We start from the raw sequence: 17,420 nt of genomic DNA on the forward strand, positions 1-17,420 counted from the left end.
TACCTATTGAAAAGCATTGAGCTTCTTTCATGTTAAAGGTGATGAAGTTTCATTATGATTTTATTAAAAACATGGTTGAATAGCGCCATATTGTACAGATACACAAAGGCTTGTTATGAATAAACTCACTATTTTAGATGGCGGTATGGGACGCGAACTTAAGCGTATTGGCGCGCCGTTTACACAGCCACTGTGGAGTGCACAAGCACTAATAGAAGCCCCGCATTTTGTAACGCAGGCTCACCAAGGTTTTATAGACGCAGGCGCTGAAATTATTACCGTTAATAGCTATGCTTGTGTGCCCTTTCATTTAGGTGAAGCGCTATACCAAGCTCAAGGTGCAGCCCTTGCACAGCAAGCTGCCGTTATAGCAAAAGAAGTAGCTCAAAACGCTAAACAAAATGTATTAGTAGCAGGCTCATTACCACCCGCATTTGGCTCTTACCGCCCAGAGCTATTTGAGAGCGAACGCGCTTTTACTATTTTAGATACGCTATATAAAGCGCAAGACGAGCACGTAGATTTATGGATTGGCGAAACCATATCGAGCATTGAAGAAGCACACGTTATGGCAAGCGTACTTAAAGGCTCAAACAAGCCATGTTATTACGCATTTACCTTAAATGATGTGGTAAGCGAGCAAGCTAAACTTCGCTCTGGTGAACTGGTAAGTGACGCAGTAGCGGCTTTGCTTGAACAAAACGTTGCTGGTATTTTCTTTAACTGCTCAATCCCTGAGGTTATAGAGCAAGCCTTTAGCGATACTAACGCAGTATTAGCCAAGCAAAATAAAAGTGTTGTTTTAGGGGCGTTTGCTAATGGCTTTACACCTATAGCGCGCGACTACAAAGCCAACGAAGGATCGCAAGCGTACCGCGATATTTCACCTGCAGAATACCTAAATTTTTCAAAGACGTGGTACAGCCAGGGCGCAAGTGTTATTGGCGGCTGCTGTGGTATTGGTCCAGAGTTTATTGAAGTGCTGGCAAGCTGGAAGCAGGCACTTGAAAGCGCTTAAGCTTTTAGTGCCTTTATAAATATTAGGGCTTATTTGCTGTCACCCAATCAAGCCCTTGTATCGCTGTAGTAGGAAATGCGGTTGCATGGCTCGCCCCTTCAATAACAACGCTTTTTAGTTCAATATTATCACTGCTAAGTGCATTAATTTTTTGCGTTAATAGCTTTGCCCCTGCCACCATATTTTGCCCTTCACCAAAGCTTGGCGTTTCCTTTGCCCCTACCGATATATAAACCTTTGTAGGCACTTTAGGCTTATGTGCTTGTAGCGCTAATACTGCATTGCTGTTAAACCAAACTGATGGGCTGCCAATAATATAATTGTTAAATAAATCGGGCATCGTAAATAAAATAGTGGCACCAAATAACCCGCCTAAAGAATTACCTATATAGGTTTTTTGTGTGCTACTTGCTCGGTAGTTACTTTGTATAAATGGCAGCACAGTATTTTTTAAAAACAGCGCATGGTTGTGAGCATTACCGGTTTGTTTTTTCCAGCTTTTAGCCTTATTTGGTGTGTAGTCTCTAATTCGACTATTAGACCCTCTAGATCCTTTTTCGTAGCTAATGGCCACAATAATAGCCTCTTGCATATTGCCGCTATTCATAGGAAACCGCGTAGCTCCCGCCACAATAGGAAACGTATACGGTGCATCGGTTAAATAAATAACTGGATATATTTTTTCAGGGTGCTTTTTATATGACTTAGGGAGCTGAATAAAAACAGGATATACCCGATTGGTTGCGAGCTCAGTGAGCTCTATAACGCTGCTTCTAGGGATTTGGTAGGGGGTATTTGCGCTTAATTTAAAACACATAAAAGCGCAAAGTAACAGTAAGTATTTTAAAGCAGTATTCATTATATTCATTAGGGCGTGTTGATCCTTGATGGTTGAATTTGCAGCAGTATGTTTGGTTTTTAGGCAAGGCAGAGCCTATGAAGTGTGGTTACTCCCCATAAATAGGCGATAACGCAGCATAAATGCCAAACATGCGCTGCCCTTCGGGTTCTGCCTAGGGGCGATAAACTCTTTGTTACTCGGTTTTTACTTAGCCCACTAGGTTGCAAACCTCGCGCCGCGATTTAATCGCCCCTAGATTGAACAAATTTCAATCCGCAAAGATCAGCACGCCCTAGCCTAAGCCAAGCGTAATAAACCAATATTGGATAATTACTTTAACTCACTTTTAGCTTTAGGCTATTAAAATTTAGAACAGTGCTACATGTTAGCTATTTGTAGCACTGAAAACGCTAAGCTACCTGATCAGATTCAGCGCTTGAACACGGGCAATTATCCTCATTTTGTTTAAGGCATTGTTGATAATTAAACCAATGAGCTACAGCAATAAACGCTGAGCCTATTAAGGTTAGCGCTTTTTCGGCTATTTCATGCCCTAGCAATACCGCACATATCATAAAAGACAGCCCAATAACGCCGCAGGCCATGTAACGCTTACGCTTATGCTTTTTACAGCCTAGGCTCAATGCTAATAAACTGGTGGGTAATACTGCTGCAAGAATCCATAAATGAAATTGTTCACTATCTATTTGCAGTACAGCAAAGCTTGGCAATAGCGCTAAAATAACCGGGGTTGCAAAACAATGCACTGTACACATTAACGATAACCCAATCGCCATACGATCCATAACACTTTGACTCGACTTCATTATTTCCTCTACTAAATTAGTGCCTCTACTCAAAAGCGTTACTTTTAAGGAGACATTTTAGTAACAACAGTTAATTACTATTGATACATTATAACATTTCTCGCATAATTGATATAATATAACATCCAACAAGGTAGTCAAATGAAACCTAGATCACAATTAGCTGTTCTCATCGCAGCTTTATTGCCAGCAAGTGTACTGGCATCCACAATTGAAGGCGTTGTTTTAAACAATCAAGGTAAAATAGTTACCAACGCAACCATAGAGGTTGAAGGTTCAGACCTTACAGTCACCACCGACGAAAACGGTAAATTTGTTATTGCAGAGCTAAACAATGGCTTAAAAGAGCTTCATGTTGTGGCGCCAGGTTATGCGCATCTTCATCGCGATATAACAATAACGAATGATGAAACCCAATCGGTTACGTTTAATTTAAAGCGCTCGCCTATTGAAGTTATTGATATTGAAGCAACCCCTATTCATATGTCGGCAATGGAATCTGCCTCACCTGTTAGCGTTTTATCTGGCGAACAACTAAGACGACAACAAGCTGCAACACTTGGCGACAGCCTTGAAAAACTCCCAGGTGTTAATACTAACTTTCACGGTAAAGTAGCCAGTACACCAATTATTCGTGGTTTAAGCGGCCCGCGTGTACTCATAACTCAAAATGGCCTTGATGTAAGTGATATGTCGCGCGTTGGCCCCGACCATTCTGTTGCATCAGAAGCGTCTACCGCACAACAAATTGAAGTATTACGCGGCCCAGCAACACTGTTCTATGGTAGCGGAGCGATTGGTGGTGTAGTTAATGTGGTAGATAGCCGCGTACCAACCGATAGCACAACACGCGGCGAGTGGAACGTAGAACATAACTCAGTAGATAACCAAAAAGTAGCCTCGTTTAATGCCACCACAGGCACAGACTCGGTGGCTTTTTACGCCGATGCATTTTGGCGTGAGGCCGACGACTACGAGGTGCCTGTAGCCGCAGATATAGATAGCGACGGTGAAGGCAATAGTGGCGATTACACTGTTGAAAACAGTAATGAACAGTCTGACGGTTTTACTGTTGGCGCTAGCTACTTAATGGATAACGGCTTTATTGGCTTAGCAGTAGAGCAATTTAATCGTCAATACGGTATTCCGGGCCATACGCACGGCGATGAAGAAGAGGAAGAACACAGCGACGAAGAAGAAAGCGTATTTGCTGATTTAGAGCAAACAAAAGTGCAATTATTAGGTGAGTACAACCTAGATAATAAATGGCTAAACAAAGTAAACCTACGCGTTGGCCACACCGACTACGAACACGCTGAAATTGAAGGTGGCGCTGTAGGCACCACATTTAAAAACGAAACAAATGAATTACGTATAGACCTACTGCATAACCAATTTAACGAGTGGAATGGCGGCATTAGCTTTCATTACAAACAAAGTGATGTAGAAGCACAAGGTGAAGAGGCCTTTACTCCTCCATCAGAAACCGAAAGCTTTGCTGTAGCGCTAATGGAAGAAAGACACTTTGGTGATTTTTTAGTGCAAGTAGGTGGGCGTATAGAGCGTGTAACCATTGAAGCAGGCGACGTGTTACTGCCAAATATTGACGCTCATGCACACGATGAGGCGCAAGAAGCCGACGAGCATGATCACGACCACGAAGAAAGCGCAGAAACCACTCGTGTATTTGACGTAGAGCACGAATTTACGCCAATCAGTTTATCTGCAGGCGTAGTGTGGGATTTTACACCTAACTATAATTTAGGACTTTCTGTATCGCGCTCTGAACGTGCGCCTTCTGCCTCTGAATTGTTATCGTTTGGGCCACACATTGGTACTGGCACTTACGAAGTAGGTGCACTATTTGATTTAGATGAAGACGGCCATTTAGGTTTATCTAGTCAAACAATTGACCTAGAAACAGCCAATAATATCGATTTAACACTACGTAAAACCCAAGGCGATATTGGCTTTATTTTAAATGCCTTTTACAACCAAGTAGATAATTACTATTACCAAATAGACACCGGTTTATTCGCCGAAAGTGGCCACGACCATGGCGATGAAGAAGAAGGCGCTGACGAACACGACCATTCATCAGAACTGCCGGTTTATTTATTTAAAACAGACGACGTAATTTTACACGGGTTTGAAGCGCAAATTGCGTGGCAATTAACTGATGAATTTAAAGTAGATTTATTCTCAGATTACGTTCGTGCACGCCTTAAAGACGGCGGCGATTTACCCCGTACACCACCGCTTCGTTTTGGTAGCGAGCTAAGCTATCAAACAGATAAACTCAGTGCGCATATTCACGTTACTCGCTATCAAAAGCAAGACCGCACAGCCCCACAAGAAACAGCCACAGACGGTTACACATTGGTTGATGCAAGCATCTCTTATGACCTTTCAGTATTAAACCAAGATATGTCTGTGTACCTACGAGGTACCAACTTAACAGATACAGAGGCACGCGTGCACAGCTCGTTTGTAAAAGATATAGCACCACGTCCAGGACGTAGTTTTGCGCTAGGTATTCGCGGTTATTTTTAAGCGTTAAAAAATTATAATTAAAGGAAATAAACATGAAAAAACTATACAAATTAAAGCTTATTGCACTGGCTATTAGCACTACATTTATTACAGCCTGTGGCGATGCCCAGACCAATATTGTAGAAAAAGATCCTATTGTTGTAGAGGACGAGCACGATCATGACGATGATGATCACGACCATGATGATGGCTACACAATTGATTCATTAGGCAGATTAGCTGTGCTTGCAGGCGATAGCAACGAAGCCAGCTTTTATGACCTAGATGACAACGCTTTACTTGAAACATTTACCCTGACGAATGATTCAAACACGCTATCGTCATCACCTGATTTTCGTTATGCCGTTATTGCAAGCCGCGCACAAGATTACTTAGGCTTTATTGATGGTGGTTTATGGCGTGAAGACCATGGCGAGCATTTACACGACTATGAGCAAAGCCCAGCAGCTAGCAGTTATGAGCTAACAAGTGGCAGCCGCCCTACTCACCTTGTAAAACATGACGGCCAATTAGCTGTTTTTTATGATGGTGATGCAGACTCAGGCACGGTTGCCTCTGTTGAAGTATTAACAGATAACGACATAACCAGCGCAACAGCAACGCTACCGGGTATTAGTTACGATATTAATATGCACGGCGTAGCAGAGCCTCGCGGTGAGCATTTATTATCAACACTTCGTCGTGATGACAGTGAAAGCACATCGGTTGCTAAAGTACTGCCAGACCAAGTAGGTGTTTATCACTTTCATGATGGTGAATATGAGCTAGAACAAACCTTAGAAGTTACGTGCCCTGATTTACACGGCGCGGCACAAAACCACGACTACGTGGCATTTGGCTGTAGTGATGGTGTGTTATTAGCCCACCAGCACGATGATGAATACGAAGCTGAAAAAATAGCGAACATTGCAGCCGTTGGCGATTTACGCATTGGTAGTATTTATGGCCACGAAGATAGCGAGACCTTTATTGGCGTAGCATCTGGCCATGGTGGCGGCGAAGCCGTAATTGTAACTATTAACCCAGCAACAGCACAAATGGAAGAACTAGAATGGCAACTAGCCGATGGCGCAAGTGCTGTGTCGTACTCTTTTTCTGCCCATGGCGAGCACTTTTTAATATTAGACAGCTTAGGTTTTTTAAATGTATTTAGCGCACACGACCATGATGGCGAAATGCATTGGGAGCTTGAAGGCCAAGTTGATATTACCGAACAAGATGTATCAACCATGCCCGAGGGTATGAGCTTTAGCATGACAGTGGCGCAAAATGGTCAGTTTGCTTATGTAGCCGACCCGATTGCTCAGCACGTTGTGCAAGTACACCTTGAAGACTTAGAAATTGAAAGTGAGGTTGAGCTTACTTTTGCCCCAAGTGCAATTACTTGGCTGGGTATTGCGCAAGAGGAAGACGATCACGACCATTAATTTAACTCTTTAAAAAGAGTACTCCCTTGAAGGTTGGCGTTTTAATGCCAACCTTTTTTTATTCACATTTTGTAACAGACCTTTTATCGCAAGTGCATCGCTATTTATAACCTTATTGTTATGATGTAACAGCTATTAATATAGGATGTAATCCCATGAAAAAATTAACAACATTGGCGCTTGCCTTGGCTGCAGTTATTGCACCGAGCGTATCGGCCTATGAAACTAAAGACACTCGCTTACTACGCTTTCCTGATATTCATAACCAAAACGTGACCTTTGTTTACAGTGGCGATATTTATATTGCTAATACACAAACCGGCGAAAGCAAACGTTTAACCGACCACATTGGTTTTGAAACATTTCCTAAGTTTTCTCCTGATGGTAAGCGCATTGCATTTTCAGCCGAATATAACGGCAGTCGCCAAATTTATGTGATCAACAGCGATGGCTCAGGCCTTAAGCAGCTTACATACTACAACGATGTTGGCCCAATGCCGCCGCGTGGTGGCTTTGATTACCGCGTTTTAGATTGGACCGCCGATGGTAAAAATGTGGTGTTTAGAGCAAACCGCACACCATGGGGCAAACGTATGGGTCGCCCTTATATGGTCCCTGCCGACGGTGGCCTTGAGCAGCCTTTAGCTATTCCAGAAACTGGCGGCGGTATGCTCTCCCCAGATGGTAGCAAGTATGTTTATACGCCCATTGACCGTGAGTTTCGTACCTGGAAACGCACCCGTGGCGGCCGCGCGCAAGACGTATGGATTTACGATTTAGAAAATAACACCTCAGAGCAACTAACCACTAACCGTGCAACCGACCAGCAACCTACCTGGGTTGGCGACAACATTTATTTTGTATCTGACCGTGATTACACACTAAACCTTTACCAATACCGCAAAGGCAGCGAGCCTAAAAAGCTCACTAATTATAAAAACTTTGACGTACTTTGGCCCTCAGCAGGCCCTAATGCAATTGTGTATGAAAACGGCGGTTACTTATATCGCTTTGACGCAAAAACACAAAAAAGCACTAAGCTGAGCATTAATATTGCCGGTGTGCGCCAATACGCTATGCCGTATAGCAAAAATGTGAGCGACTTTATTGATTCTATGTCGATTTCTCACGATGGCAAACGTGCTGTATTTACAGCCCGTGGCGAGCTATTTAGTGTACCTGTTAAACAAGGCCCTACGCGTAACTTATCGTACACAGATAAGAGCCGTGAAATAGACGCAAGCTGGTCGCCAAATGGGCGTTACATTGCTTACATGAGCGATGAAAGCGGCGAGTACGAAATTTACTTAAAAGATCGCAGTAAAAACAATGCCATTAAGCAACTTACTAGCAATGGTACCATTTGGCGCTTTACGCCTATTTGGTCACCCGATAGCGCTAAGCTATTGTTTGCAGATAAAAACAACACACTTTGGTGGTTAGATGCAAAATCGGGCAAGCAACACAAAATTGATACTGGCATTTACGACGAAGACGGCATTACTCAGTATACGTGGTCGCCTAATAGCCAAGACATTGTGTATGTTAAAAATAACGAAAACCGTTATGCCTCACTGTGGCACTACAACCTTAAAAAAGAAAAGGTGACGCGCCTAACAGACGAAATGAGTAACGAGCAAAACCCAACCTTTTCGCCAGATGGCCAATACCTTTACTTCAGCTCTGAGCGCGACTTTAACCTTGCGTTTAGCAGCTACGAGTTTGACTACATGTTTAACCGCGCCACCCGTATTTATGCGGCCGCAGTAAACGACAGCGTTAAACCGCTTATCGCCTTACAAAGTGACGAAACCACGATTGTAAAAGATAAAGAAGACGAAAAAGAAGATGACAAAAAAGTTAAAAACGCACTGCAAATCAGCGACTTTATGCAGCGTGTTACCGCGCTTAATGCACCAGCGGGCGATTACCGAGGCTTAACCGCAGTAAAAGACGGCGTGCTTACACTTGCCAATGGTGGTTTACAACTTATAGGCACCGAGCACGACAGTGAGCTAGAAACAGTCGCTAAAGGTGTTAGCAATTACACTATATCGAGCAACAGCGAACATCTGCTTGTACATACAAGCGGCGGTTACAGCTTAATTGAGCCTAAACCAAAGCAAGACCTAGACGCCAACAAGCTCGATTTAAGCAAAATGACGCTTAAAATTAACCCGCAAGCTGAGTGGCAACAAATGTACGTAGAAGGCTGGCGCACATTGCGTGACTGGTTCTACGACGAAAACCACCACGGTCAAGATTGGGATGCTATTTTAGCTAAATACCAACCTATGGCTGATGCTATTAGCCACCGTAGTGACCTTGATTACGTACTTAGCGAAATTGCTGGCGAAATTAACTCCGGCCATATTTACGTGCAATCGGGTGATATGCCAAAAGCCGAACGTAAAAACCACGGTTTATTAGGCGCTAAGCTTGCAAGCGATCCATCGGGTTACGTAAAAATAGAGCAAATTTTCAAAGGTGAAAACTGGCATGACGATTTCCGCTCACCGCTGGGGACTACAGGCGTAAAAGCACATAACGGCGATTATATTATTGCGGTAAATGGCCGCTCGGTTAAAGACGTTGCTAACTTTTACGAACTCCTTGAAAACACCCAAGGCGAGCAAGTAGAGCTAGTGCTAAACAGCAAACCGCGTAGCAAAGGTGCGTGGCAAGTAACAGTAAAACCGGTAGCCAGTGAGCAAGGTCTACGTTATTTAGATTGGGTTAACTCGCGTGCAGCCTACGTTAATAAGCTATCAAATGGACGTATTGGCTACGTACACCTGCCAAATACAGCGTATGAAGGTAACCGCGCCATGTTTAAAAATTACATGCCGCAAACAACCAAAGACGCCATGATTATTGATGACCGTTACAATGGCGGTGGCTATATTCCTGAGCATATGATCACCTGGCTTGCACGTAAACCACTTAACTATTGGAAACGCCGAGGCACCGAGCCGACTAAAACGCCACAGTTTGCACACGACGGTCCTAAAGCAATGCTAATAAACGGCTATTCAAGCTCAGGCGGTGACGCAATTCCTTACTACTTCCGCCAAGCGGGTTTAGGTAAGCTAATTGGTACGCGTACGTGGGGTGGCTTAATTGGTATTTCTGGCAACCCTGCTCTTGTAGATGGCGGGCAAGTCATTGCGGCTACATTCCGTATTTTAGATACCCAAGGTAACTGGATTATAGAAAACGAAGGCGTTGCTCCTGATATTAAAGTGGTTGATCGCCCAGAGCTTATTTATAAAGGCCAAGATCCATCAATAGAACGTGCTGTACAAGAGTTATTAAAGGAGCTTAAAGAAAACCCTAAGCAACCTTTAGTGGTGCCACCAGCTCCGTCTAAGTTTTAACTTTCTGCAGAGCTAAACAAGCTAATACCAATAAAAAAACCCTGCAAATGTGCAGGGTTTTTTAATAATTCGAGTTTAATGACTTATACCGTACTAAAGCTTATTTTTTTCTCCAACCACTCCATACATCATCGATATCATCAGCTTTATTTTTTTTCTTTTTCTTACCTGTGCCTTCAGGTTTTGCCATTGGCTTATCGTTTTTAAGTGCTTGTGCTGCATCAAGGTTTGCTTGGTTTACCGCAAAACCGGTTACTTCTTCACGCTCTAAACGAAGTTTGTTTTTCTTTTCGATTATTTTAAAGTGATGAAAGTCTTCATAATCAATCAGTGATAACGCTAGGCCAACTTCACCGGCACGGCCGCTTCGGCCAATACGGTGCATGTAATCAGCGGGGCTACGCGGTAAGTTAAAGTTAATAACAACAGGCAGTTTGGCAATATCTAAACCACGGGCTGCTATATCGGTGGCTATAAGTACTTCTATTTCGCCAGCTTTAAATTTTTCTATTACGCGAGTACGCTCACTTTGGCCTTTATCACCATGAAATACCTGCGCGTTAATACCACGCTTTTCAAGCTTACCTGCTAGGTGCTCACAGTCTTTTTTAGCGTTTACAAAAATAAGTGCTTGGCGCCATTTATTCGCTTTAATTAAATGCGCTAAAACCGTGGTTTTTTCGCCTTTATTAACCGTAAATACGCGCTGTACTAAGGTGCTTTCGTCTTTACTTTGAACTTGTATTTCAACAGGGTTAGTTAACAGCTCTTGCGTTAATTGTGTGACTTGCTCTGGGAAGGTCGCTGAAAACAACATGGTTTGTTTTTTAGCAGGCATTAGCGCTAATAACTCAGCAAGCTCTTCGGTAAAGCCAAGGCTTAGCATGCGGTCGGCTTCATCAAGCACTAAGGTTGTTACTTTATCGAGCTTAATCGCATTGCTTGAGATTAAATCGAGCAAGCGCCCTGGCGTTGCTACAATAATATCGGCGCCGCCGCGTAGAGCCTGCATTTGTGTATTAACCGACACACCACCAAATACCGCCACCGTTTTAATGGCGCCATTAAAGTTAGCAGAATACGATTTAACGCTATCGGCCACCTGCGTAGCAAGCTCACGGGTAGGTACCAAAATAAGCCCAGTGACAAAATTACCTTTGCTCGCTGCTTTTTTAGCGCCTTGCTCTAAAAATAACTTTTGTAGCATTGGTAAAGCAAACGTTGCTGTTTTACCTGAGCCAGTATTTGCCCCCGCAATTAAATCGCTACCAGCCAGTACACTTGGAATCGCCTTAGTTTGAATTGGCGTAGGTTGGCTATATTCCAAATCGGTTAAACGAGCTTGTAGCTCTGGAATAAAGCCAAGATCGTTAAAGGTGCTAGGGCTTGTTGCTGAGGTCATGAATATTACGGGCTCATTGCTAAAAAAGTAGCCTGTAATTTTAGCGTATTTAGCGCTTATTAAGTAGGGATTAGTGATTTTAATGTGGTTTAAGTAATCGCTGCGAGCGTCGAGCTACAAGCTTCGAGGAAATTTGACTGTCACCGTGAGCACTCCAAACTTAAAGAGGCTTTCATAAAAAGCCAACAACTAAGTTAGCAATATTATTAGTTCTTGCTAAGTTCTGCTTGTAACCTAGCTTTTGTTTCTCTTAAATAATTTATATAAGGATATGAGTCATTTGTAATGGCTAAAGCAGATTCCATCTGTTTAAGCGCTTGGCGAGTATCGCCTTGCATTTCATAGCCATAAGATAAGGCTGAAAACGCATCGACTGATTTTGGGTGGTTTTTTATATTGTACTTAAACACTTTAATAGCACGGGTAAATTGCTTGCTGCCCGTTAAATTATAACCGAGTGATCTAACAGCGCGATCCGATGGCGCAATCTGCTCGCCCCATTGTTGAGATAAGTTTTGATAATAAGCATCAATAGAGGTTACATCGTCAGTTAAATCACTTATGGGCATTTGTTTAGGCAAAAATAAGTTGTGATAGGCATTAAATGAACCAGCAACCGAAGTCAGGTTATGCGAGACACCATCAAACGCGTCACTAAAGAAGCGTAAATTAGGCAAGCTATTAGATTCTAAAGCTTGCTGCAGCTCATTATATCGCTCACGCATTATGCCTGCTTCTTCGCCTATATTAATGTAAACATAGTTATTTAGGTTTTTTGATTTATTAATAAAGGCCTTAGTTGCTTTTACCGACGCACCATAGTTCCACCAAACGGCTGGGCTATACGCAATATGCGCTTGGAAAAGATCTTGGTTAGCTTGCATTGTATAAAGTGCAAACACGCCTGCCGCAGAGGCCCCTGCAATCACATTATAATTGTGCGTACGATAACTTTTATTAATTAAGGGCATAAGTTCTTGCTCAATAAATACTAAAAACTTTGCTGCACCACCGCCTTCACCTACTGGACCTTGTGGCTCTTTATTAACTGTAGGGTAAAAATCTCTGAGTCGATTGGTGTTTTCAACAGCGACAATAATAACCTCTGGCGCACGATTATCATTTTGCAAGCGCTCCATCACAGCACTTATAAGCGGTATGTTACCCGCACCATCAAGGCGATAAATGACCGGATAAACTTTGTTTGGATTAGCTTGATAACTCTTTGGAAGCTGGACTACAACTGTGCGCTCTTCGTTTAAAACTGCTGAATTAATAGTATGTATTTGTTGCGTATAGCTAATGGTTTGCTGTTTTAAATCAGGCTCTGCAAGTGTGCTACTAGAATAAAATATAAATAAACTACATATAAAAACAGCGGTTAATAAACGCATTACTAATCCTTTAGAAAATAGTGTGTTATTTAATCTAACAGGCTTTGAGGTACAAAAAAAGGCGCATTAAGCGCCTTTTTATCTTTAACAGTTAATTACCAACCTTTTGATTTTACTCAACCGTAACTGATTTAGCTAAGTTACGTGGTTGGTCAACGTCAGTACCTTTAATTACCGCTACATAGTACGAAAGTAACTGTAATGGCAATGTGTAAACAATTGGCGCAATAATGTCGTCAGTGTGGTTTACGTTGATTACACGCATTGTGTCGTCTGACTCAAAGTGTGAATCTTTATCTGCGAATACGTAAATAATGCCGCCACGTGCGCGTACTTCTTCTACGTTTGATTTAAGCTTTTCTAATAACTCATTGTTTGGTGCTACAACAATAATTGGCATGTCGGCATCAATAAGTGCAAGTGGGCCATGTTTTAGCTCGCCCGCTGCGTAGGCTTCTGCGTGAATGTACGAAATTTCTTTAAGTTTAAGCGCACCTTCCATTGCAATTGGGTATTGCGAACCACGACCTAAAAACAGCGAGTGATGCTTGTCTGCAAATTCTTCTGCAAGGTCTGCAATGCCATCTGCCAGTAGTAATGTTTCTTCAAGCTTAGCAGGAAGTACTTTTATAGCATTTACAATGGCACTTTGATCAAGCTGTTTTTCTTGCGCTATAGACGCAGTAAGCATTAACAAACCAACTAATTGTGTGGTAAATGCTTTAGTAGAAGCTACACCAATTTCAGCGCCGGCTTTGGTCATAAAGGCAAGGTCAGATTCGCGTACAAGCGATGAACCCGGTACGTTACAAATGGTCATTGAGGCCATGTAACCTTGCTCTTTAGCTAGGCGTAACGCAGCTAGTGTATCGGCTGTTTCACCCGATTGAGAAATAGTCACAAGTAGGCTATTTTCATGAACAAACGACTGACGGTATCTAAATTCAGAAGCTATTTCTACATTACAGCTAACACCCGCAAATTGCTCAAGCCAGTAACGGGCAACCATACCTGAATGGTATGACGTACCACAGGCAATAATTTGTACGTGTTTTACATCTTTAAATATTTGCTGAGCGCTGTCGCCAAAGGCATCAATTGCTACACGGTCGTCGTTTAAACGTCCTTCAAGGGTATTGCGTACCGCAAGTGGTTGCTCGTAGATTTCTTTTAGCATGTAGTGGCGGTAATCGCCTTTGCCTGATGCATCTTGTGTGATGTTTGATTCAACAACTTCACGTTCTACAGCATTGCCATTTTCATCAAAAATTTCTACTGTGTCGCGAGTAATACGCGCTACATCACCTTCTTCTAAGAAGATAAAGCTACGAGTAACGGGTAATAGTGCTAGCTGATCAGAGGCAATAAAGTTTTCGCCAAGGCCTAAACCTATAACAAGCGGGCTACCTGAGCGCGCTACGATGATTTCGTTGTCGTTTGCTTTATCAAATACAACTGTACCAAATGCACCTTCAAATTGCTTAACCGCTGCTTGAACAGATGCAAGTAACGTAGTGTGTTGCTTACGAAGCTTATGAATTAAGTGAACCATTACTTCGGTATCTGTTTCAGATAAGAACTCGTAGCCTTCTTCTTTAAGCGATGCGCGTAGGCTTGCGTGGTTTTCAATAATACCGTTATGTACAAGTGCTAGTTGGTTTTTTGATACGTGCGGGTGAGCGTTTTCTTCAGTAACGCTACCGTGTGTTGCCCAGCGTGTGTGTGCAATACCTGTATGGCCGCTAACGCCTGCTTTCTCAAGTGCAGCTTCTACGTTTACTACTTTACCGACTGCTTTTACAGTATTTAGCGTAGAGCCTTCTAATAGCGCTACACCTGCAGAGTCGTAGCCACGGTATTCAAGACGTTTAAGGCCTTCAACTAAAATTTTATTTACTGGACGTTCTGCAACTGCCCCAACTATTCCACACATAGTGTCTCCATTAATTTTTTAATTCTAGTAACTCGCTTTGTAGTTACTATCCAATAATCTCTGCACAAATTAGTTTTACACCACACGCCTCTATCGCTTTGCGTTTATCATCTGCTAAGCCAGTATCGGTTATTAAAGTGGTTACTATTTTCCACGGTAATTCTAAATTTGGTATTTTTCGGCCAATCTTATCTGATTCAACCATAACGATTACTTCGCGGGCTGCTTTTGCCATTACTTGGCTCAAACCAACTAACTCATTAAAGGTAGTAGTACCGCGCTTTACGTCTATGCCATCAGCACCAATAAATAGCTGATCAAAGTCATAAGAGCATAATACGTTTTCGGCAACTTGCCCCTGAAACGACTCAGAATGCGGATCCCAAGTACCGCCAGTCATTAAAAGTGTTGGCTCGTTTTCAAGAGATAGCAAACGGCTCGCCACTTTAATCGCGTTGGTCATTACAACTAACCCGCGCTTATTTGCAAGCTCTGGGATCATAGCGGCCGTAGTCCGCCCGCTATCAATAATAATGCGGTTATGATCTTTTATAAGTGCTGCAGCAGCCTTTGCTATTGCTACTTTTCGCTTAGAGTCTATTTCGTCACTTACAATTTCTTTAGGCAGTGCAATAGCACCGCCGTAACGGCGCAGTAACAGACCACTTTTTTCAAGCGCAGTTAAATCTTTACGAATGGTTACTTCAGATGTTTGAAACTGCTCAGCAAGCTTTTCAACAGCCACTTCACCTAGCTCATTAACTTGAGCCAATATATTATGGCGACGCTGCTGTGTGTTTCGTTTAGTCATAAAGTAAGATATTAAGTTTCGTTTCGAAAGATGTGCAAGTTTAAACGAAACAAGTTAAATGGCAAGTGAACGAACAAAAATAAAGCAGCTTTCAACAAGTAATAATAAAGGTAAAATAGCTTTAGCATCTCTTAACTAAACAAAGAAACCATAATGCAGCCATTTAATAGCTTAAACAAAGAGCTTTTAGCCCTACGTAAACAAACAGGCGAAATATGCCGACTCTTTAATAAAAGCCCGAGTAAAGGCAATTTAAAACGTATTAAAGAGCGATTCGCTCAATGCGGTGAAGGAGTAATTATAGAATCAGGTTTTCATTGCGATTATGGTAATCAAATTACTATTGGTGATCGTAGCTTCATAAATATTAACTGTACTGTATTAGATGCCCCAATTAGTGAAGCTTCAATTACAATTGGTGATGACTGCTTAATTGGTCCTAACGTTCAACTCTTAGCGGTATCCCATGCCGTTAACCCTACACAGCGACTCAATAAAGAAAACTTTGCATCACCCATCACAATAGGAGACAACGTGTGGATTGGCGCTGGTGCAATTATTTTGGCGGACGTATCTATTGGGGATAACAGTGCTATTGGTGCGGGATCTGTAGTTACTAAAAATGTAACGGCTAATACGGTAGTAGCGGGTAATCCAGCTCGTGAAATAAGAGCACTATAAATTTTAATCAATGTGTTTTTTAGTGCTCGCCTTACAGACCTACGCGATAGGTATTGTATTGGATGAGTGTACATTACGTGTGCGTATTTTACTTTTCTTCAGACGTAAAAAAGCCCGACTATTGCTAGTCGGGCTTTATACAATTTGAAGTCGGTGCGCTACGCAGTAGAATGTCGTGGTGTCCACAGCGCTCGAGAGTCACAGTGAAATGCTACACTATCTTTGTGTCGGGGCGGCCTTGTGCGGGGCTCGCCTTCGAGCTGTTTTGTTTGACTACTGAGCTCGGCATGGGCTCTTGGCTATTTACTAAACCCCAGACAGCAAAAAACCCGTTACATTGCTGTAACGGGTTTCTCTTATTTGAAGCCTGGTAATGTCGTAGTGCTCACAGCGGTGGAGAGCCACATAGCCAATGCGACACTATCTTTGTGTCGCGATATGAGTGTGTGTTAATTACGCACATTTTACTTTTCTGCAGACGTAAAAAAGCCCGACTATTGCTAGTCGGGCTTTCTACAATTTGAAGCCTGGTAATGTCCTACTTTCACATAGCAAATGCTACACTATCATCGGCGCTGTTTCGTTTCACTACTGAGTTCGGCATGGAGTCAGGTGGGTCCAAAACGCTATTGTCACCAAGCAAATTTGGTGCAAAGGAGTAATGACAAGCACGTAGTGCTTCTTTTTCCTTTGCGCAAGGTGCCTCTACTTTAACGCTACGCGCTAAGAGTCACCTCATAAATTTGGAAAATATCTGATAATATTTTTTAAGTCTTTAAGTAATATCTACTTTAGTCATTAACTTCTGTCGCTTTCACTGTCACAAAACGCGTTTGGCGTTGTATGGTTAAGCCTCACGGGTAATTAGTACAAGTTAGCTTAATGGCTCACACCACTTCCACATCTTGCCTATCAACGTTGTAGTCTTCAACGGCCCTTCAGAGACTTTAAAAGTCTAGTGAGAAATCATCTCGAGGCCTGCTTCGCGCTTAGATGCTTTCAGCGCTTATCAGTTCCGAACGTAGCTACCGGGCAATGCCATTGGCATGACAACCCGAACACCAGCGGTTCGTTCACTCCGGTCCTCTCGTACTAGGAGCAACCCCTCTCAATTCTCAAACGCCCACGGCAGATAGGGACCGAACTGTCTCACGAC

Annotated in this window: 11 protein-coding genes and 2 rRNA genes; 5 read left to right on the forward strand and 8 right to left on the reverse strand. The window is 42.6% G+C overall.

Translation table 11 applies throughout. The features are described from left to right. Positions 1–115: 115 nt before the first annotated feature. Entirely contained in the window at positions 116–1,018 is a 903-nt protein-coding gene (locus tag ATS74_RS04565) for a homocysteine S-methyltransferase family protein (RefSeq protein WP_058547769.1), read from the forward strand. Between the two features lie 22 nt (positions 1,019–1,040). Here the strand turns inward: ATS74_RS04565 and ATS74_RS04570 are convergent, their stop codons facing one another. Together ATS74_RS04570 and ATS74_RS04575 are read right to left on the reverse strand one after the other, a co-directional pair. After that, the gene (locus tag ATS74_RS04570; protein WP_058547770.1) at positions 1,041–1,877 is read right to left on the reverse strand and encodes an alpha/beta hydrolase; all 837 of its coding nucleotides are present in this window, start codon (positions 1,875–1,877) and stop codon (positions 1,041–1,043) included. A 392-nt stretch (positions 1,878–2,269) separates the two neighbouring features. Further along, on the reverse strand, positions 2,270–2,686 hold the full coding sequence (locus ATS74_RS04575; RefSeq protein WP_058547771.1) for a MerC domain-containing protein: 417 nt from the start codon (positions 2,684–2,686) through the stop codon (positions 2,270–2,272). Between the two features lie 141 nt (positions 2,687–2,827). On the opposite strand from ATS74_RS04575, the gene ATS74_RS04580 reads away from it, so the two are divergent. The 3 genes from ATS74_RS04580 (at position 2,828) to ATS74_RS04590 (ending at position 10,043) form a co-directional block, all read left to right on the forward strand. Then, positions 2,828–5,239 (forward strand): TonB-dependent receptor, encoded by a 2,412-nt coding sequence (locus ATS74_RS04580; protein WP_058547772.1) that lies wholly within the window; start codon positions 2,828–2,830, stop codon positions 5,237–5,239. A gap of 32 nt (positions 5,240–5,271) precedes the next feature. Further along, complete coding sequence (locus ATS74_RS04585) at positions 5,272–6,666, forward strand: hypothetical protein (protein WP_058547773.1); 1,395 nt, start codon at positions 5,272–5,274, stop codon at positions 6,664–6,666. Between the two features lie 155 nt (positions 6,667–6,821). Then, positions 6,822–10,043, forward strand: coding sequence for a S41 family peptidase (locus tag ATS74_RS04590; RefSeq protein ID WP_082660558.1), 3,222 nt, complete (start codon positions 6,822–6,824; stop codon positions 10,041–10,043). Between the two features lie 100 nt (positions 10,044–10,143). Here the strand turns inward: ATS74_RS04590 and ATS74_RS04595 are convergent, their stop codons facing one another. The 4 genes from ATS74_RS04595 to ATS74_RS04610 all read right to left on the reverse strand — a co-directional run bounded on the left by ATS74_RS04595 (position 10,144) and on the right by ATS74_RS04610 (position 15,583). After that, positions 10,144–11,445: a DEAD/DEAH box helicase gene (locus tag ATS74_RS04595; RefSeq protein WP_058547775.1), complete on the reverse strand. Its 1,302-nt coding sequence runs from the start codon at positions 11,443–11,445 to the stop codon at positions 10,144–10,146. Positions 11,446–11,651: 206 nt separating this feature from the next. Next, complete coding sequence (locus ATS74_RS04600; RefSeq protein WP_058547776.1) at positions 11,652–12,839, reverse strand: alpha/beta hydrolase-fold protein; 1,188 nt, start codon at positions 12,837–12,839, stop codon at positions 11,652–11,654. A gap of 112 nt (positions 12,840–12,951) precedes the next feature. Continuing rightward, positions 12,952–14,772, reverse strand: a complete 1,821-nt coding sequence (glmS, locus tag ATS74_RS04605; RefSeq protein ID WP_058547777.1) for a glutamine--fructose-6-phosphate transaminase (isomerizing) — start codon at positions 14,770–14,772, stop codon at positions 12,952–12,954. A gap of 46 nt (positions 14,773–14,818) precedes the next feature. Continuing rightward, positions 14,819–15,583 carry a DeoR/GlpR family DNA-binding transcription regulator gene (locus ATS74_RS04610; protein ID WP_058547778.1) on the reverse strand — a complete coding sequence of 255 codons (765 nt, stop codon included), beginning with the start codon at positions 15,581–15,583 and terminating at the stop codon, positions 14,819–14,821. Between the two features lie 153 nt (positions 15,584–15,736). Here ATS74_RS04610 and ATS74_RS04615 point away from each other — a divergent pair, with 153 nt between their 5' ends. Then, on the forward strand, positions 15,737–16,264 hold the full coding sequence (locus tag ATS74_RS04615) for a sugar O-acetyltransferase (RefSeq protein WP_058547779.1): 528 nt from the start codon (positions 15,737–15,739) through the stop codon (positions 16,262–16,264). Between the two features lie 525 nt (positions 16,265–16,789). Here ATS74_RS04615 and rrf read toward each other — a convergent pair. Together rrf and ATS74_RS04625 are read right to left on the reverse strand one after the other, a co-directional pair. Further along, positions 16,790–16,904: ribosomal RNA gene (gene rrf, locus ATS74_RS04620) — 5S ribosomal RNA — on the reverse strand. Between the two features lie 203 nt (positions 16,905–17,107). Next, positions 17,108–17,420 (reverse strand): 23S ribosomal RNA (locus tag ATS74_RS04625); the annotation flags it as partial.

Origin of the sequence: Pseudoalteromonas sp. H103, from assembly GCF_001469205.1 — a bacterium.
Lineage (GTDB): Bacteria > Pseudomonadota > Gammaproteobacteria > Enterobacterales > Alteromonadaceae > Pseudoalteromonas > Pseudoalteromonas carrageenovora.

Coding starts and splice junctions, on each gene's coding strand:
- ATS74_RS04610 (WP_058547778.1), bottom strand. CDS start 15,583: ATGACTAAACGAAACACACAGCAGCGTCGCCATAATATATTGGCTCAA.
- ATS74_RS04565 (WP_058547769.1), top strand. CDS start 116: ATGAATAAACTCACTATTTTAGATGGCGGTATGGGACGCGAACTTAAG.
- ATS74_RS04590 (WP_082660558.1), top strand. CDS start 6,822: ATGAAAAAATTAACAACATTGGCGCTTGCCTTGGCTGCAGTTATTGCA.
- glmS (WP_058547777.1), bottom strand. CDS start 14,772: ATGTGTGGAATAGTTGGGGCAGTTGCAGAACGTCCAGTAAATAAAATT.
- ATS74_RS04615 (WP_058547779.1), top strand. CDS start 15,737: ATGCAGCCATTTAATAGCTTAAACAAAGAGCTTTTAGCCCTACGTAAA.
- ATS74_RS04575 (WP_058547771.1), bottom strand. CDS start 2,686: ATGAAGTCGAGTCAAAGTGTTATGGATCGTATGGCGATTGGGTTATCG.
- ATS74_RS04580 (WP_058547772.1), top strand. CDS start 2,828: ATGAAACCTAGATCACAATTAGCTGTTCTCATCGCAGCTTTATTGCCA.
- ATS74_RS04595 (WP_058547775.1), bottom strand. CDS start 11,445: ATGACCTCAGCAACAAGCCCTAGCACCTTTAACGATCTTGGCTTTATT.
- ATS74_RS04585 (WP_058547773.1), top strand. CDS start 5,272: ATGAAAAAACTATACAAATTAAAGCTTATTGCACTGGCTATTAGCACT.
- ATS74_RS04570 (WP_058547770.1), bottom strand. CDS start 1,877: ATGAATACTGCTTTAAAATACTTACTGTTACTTTGCGCTTTTATGTGT.
- ATS74_RS04600 (WP_058547776.1), bottom strand. CDS start 12,839: ATGCGTTTATTAACCGCTGTTTTTATATGTAGTTTATTTATATTTTAT.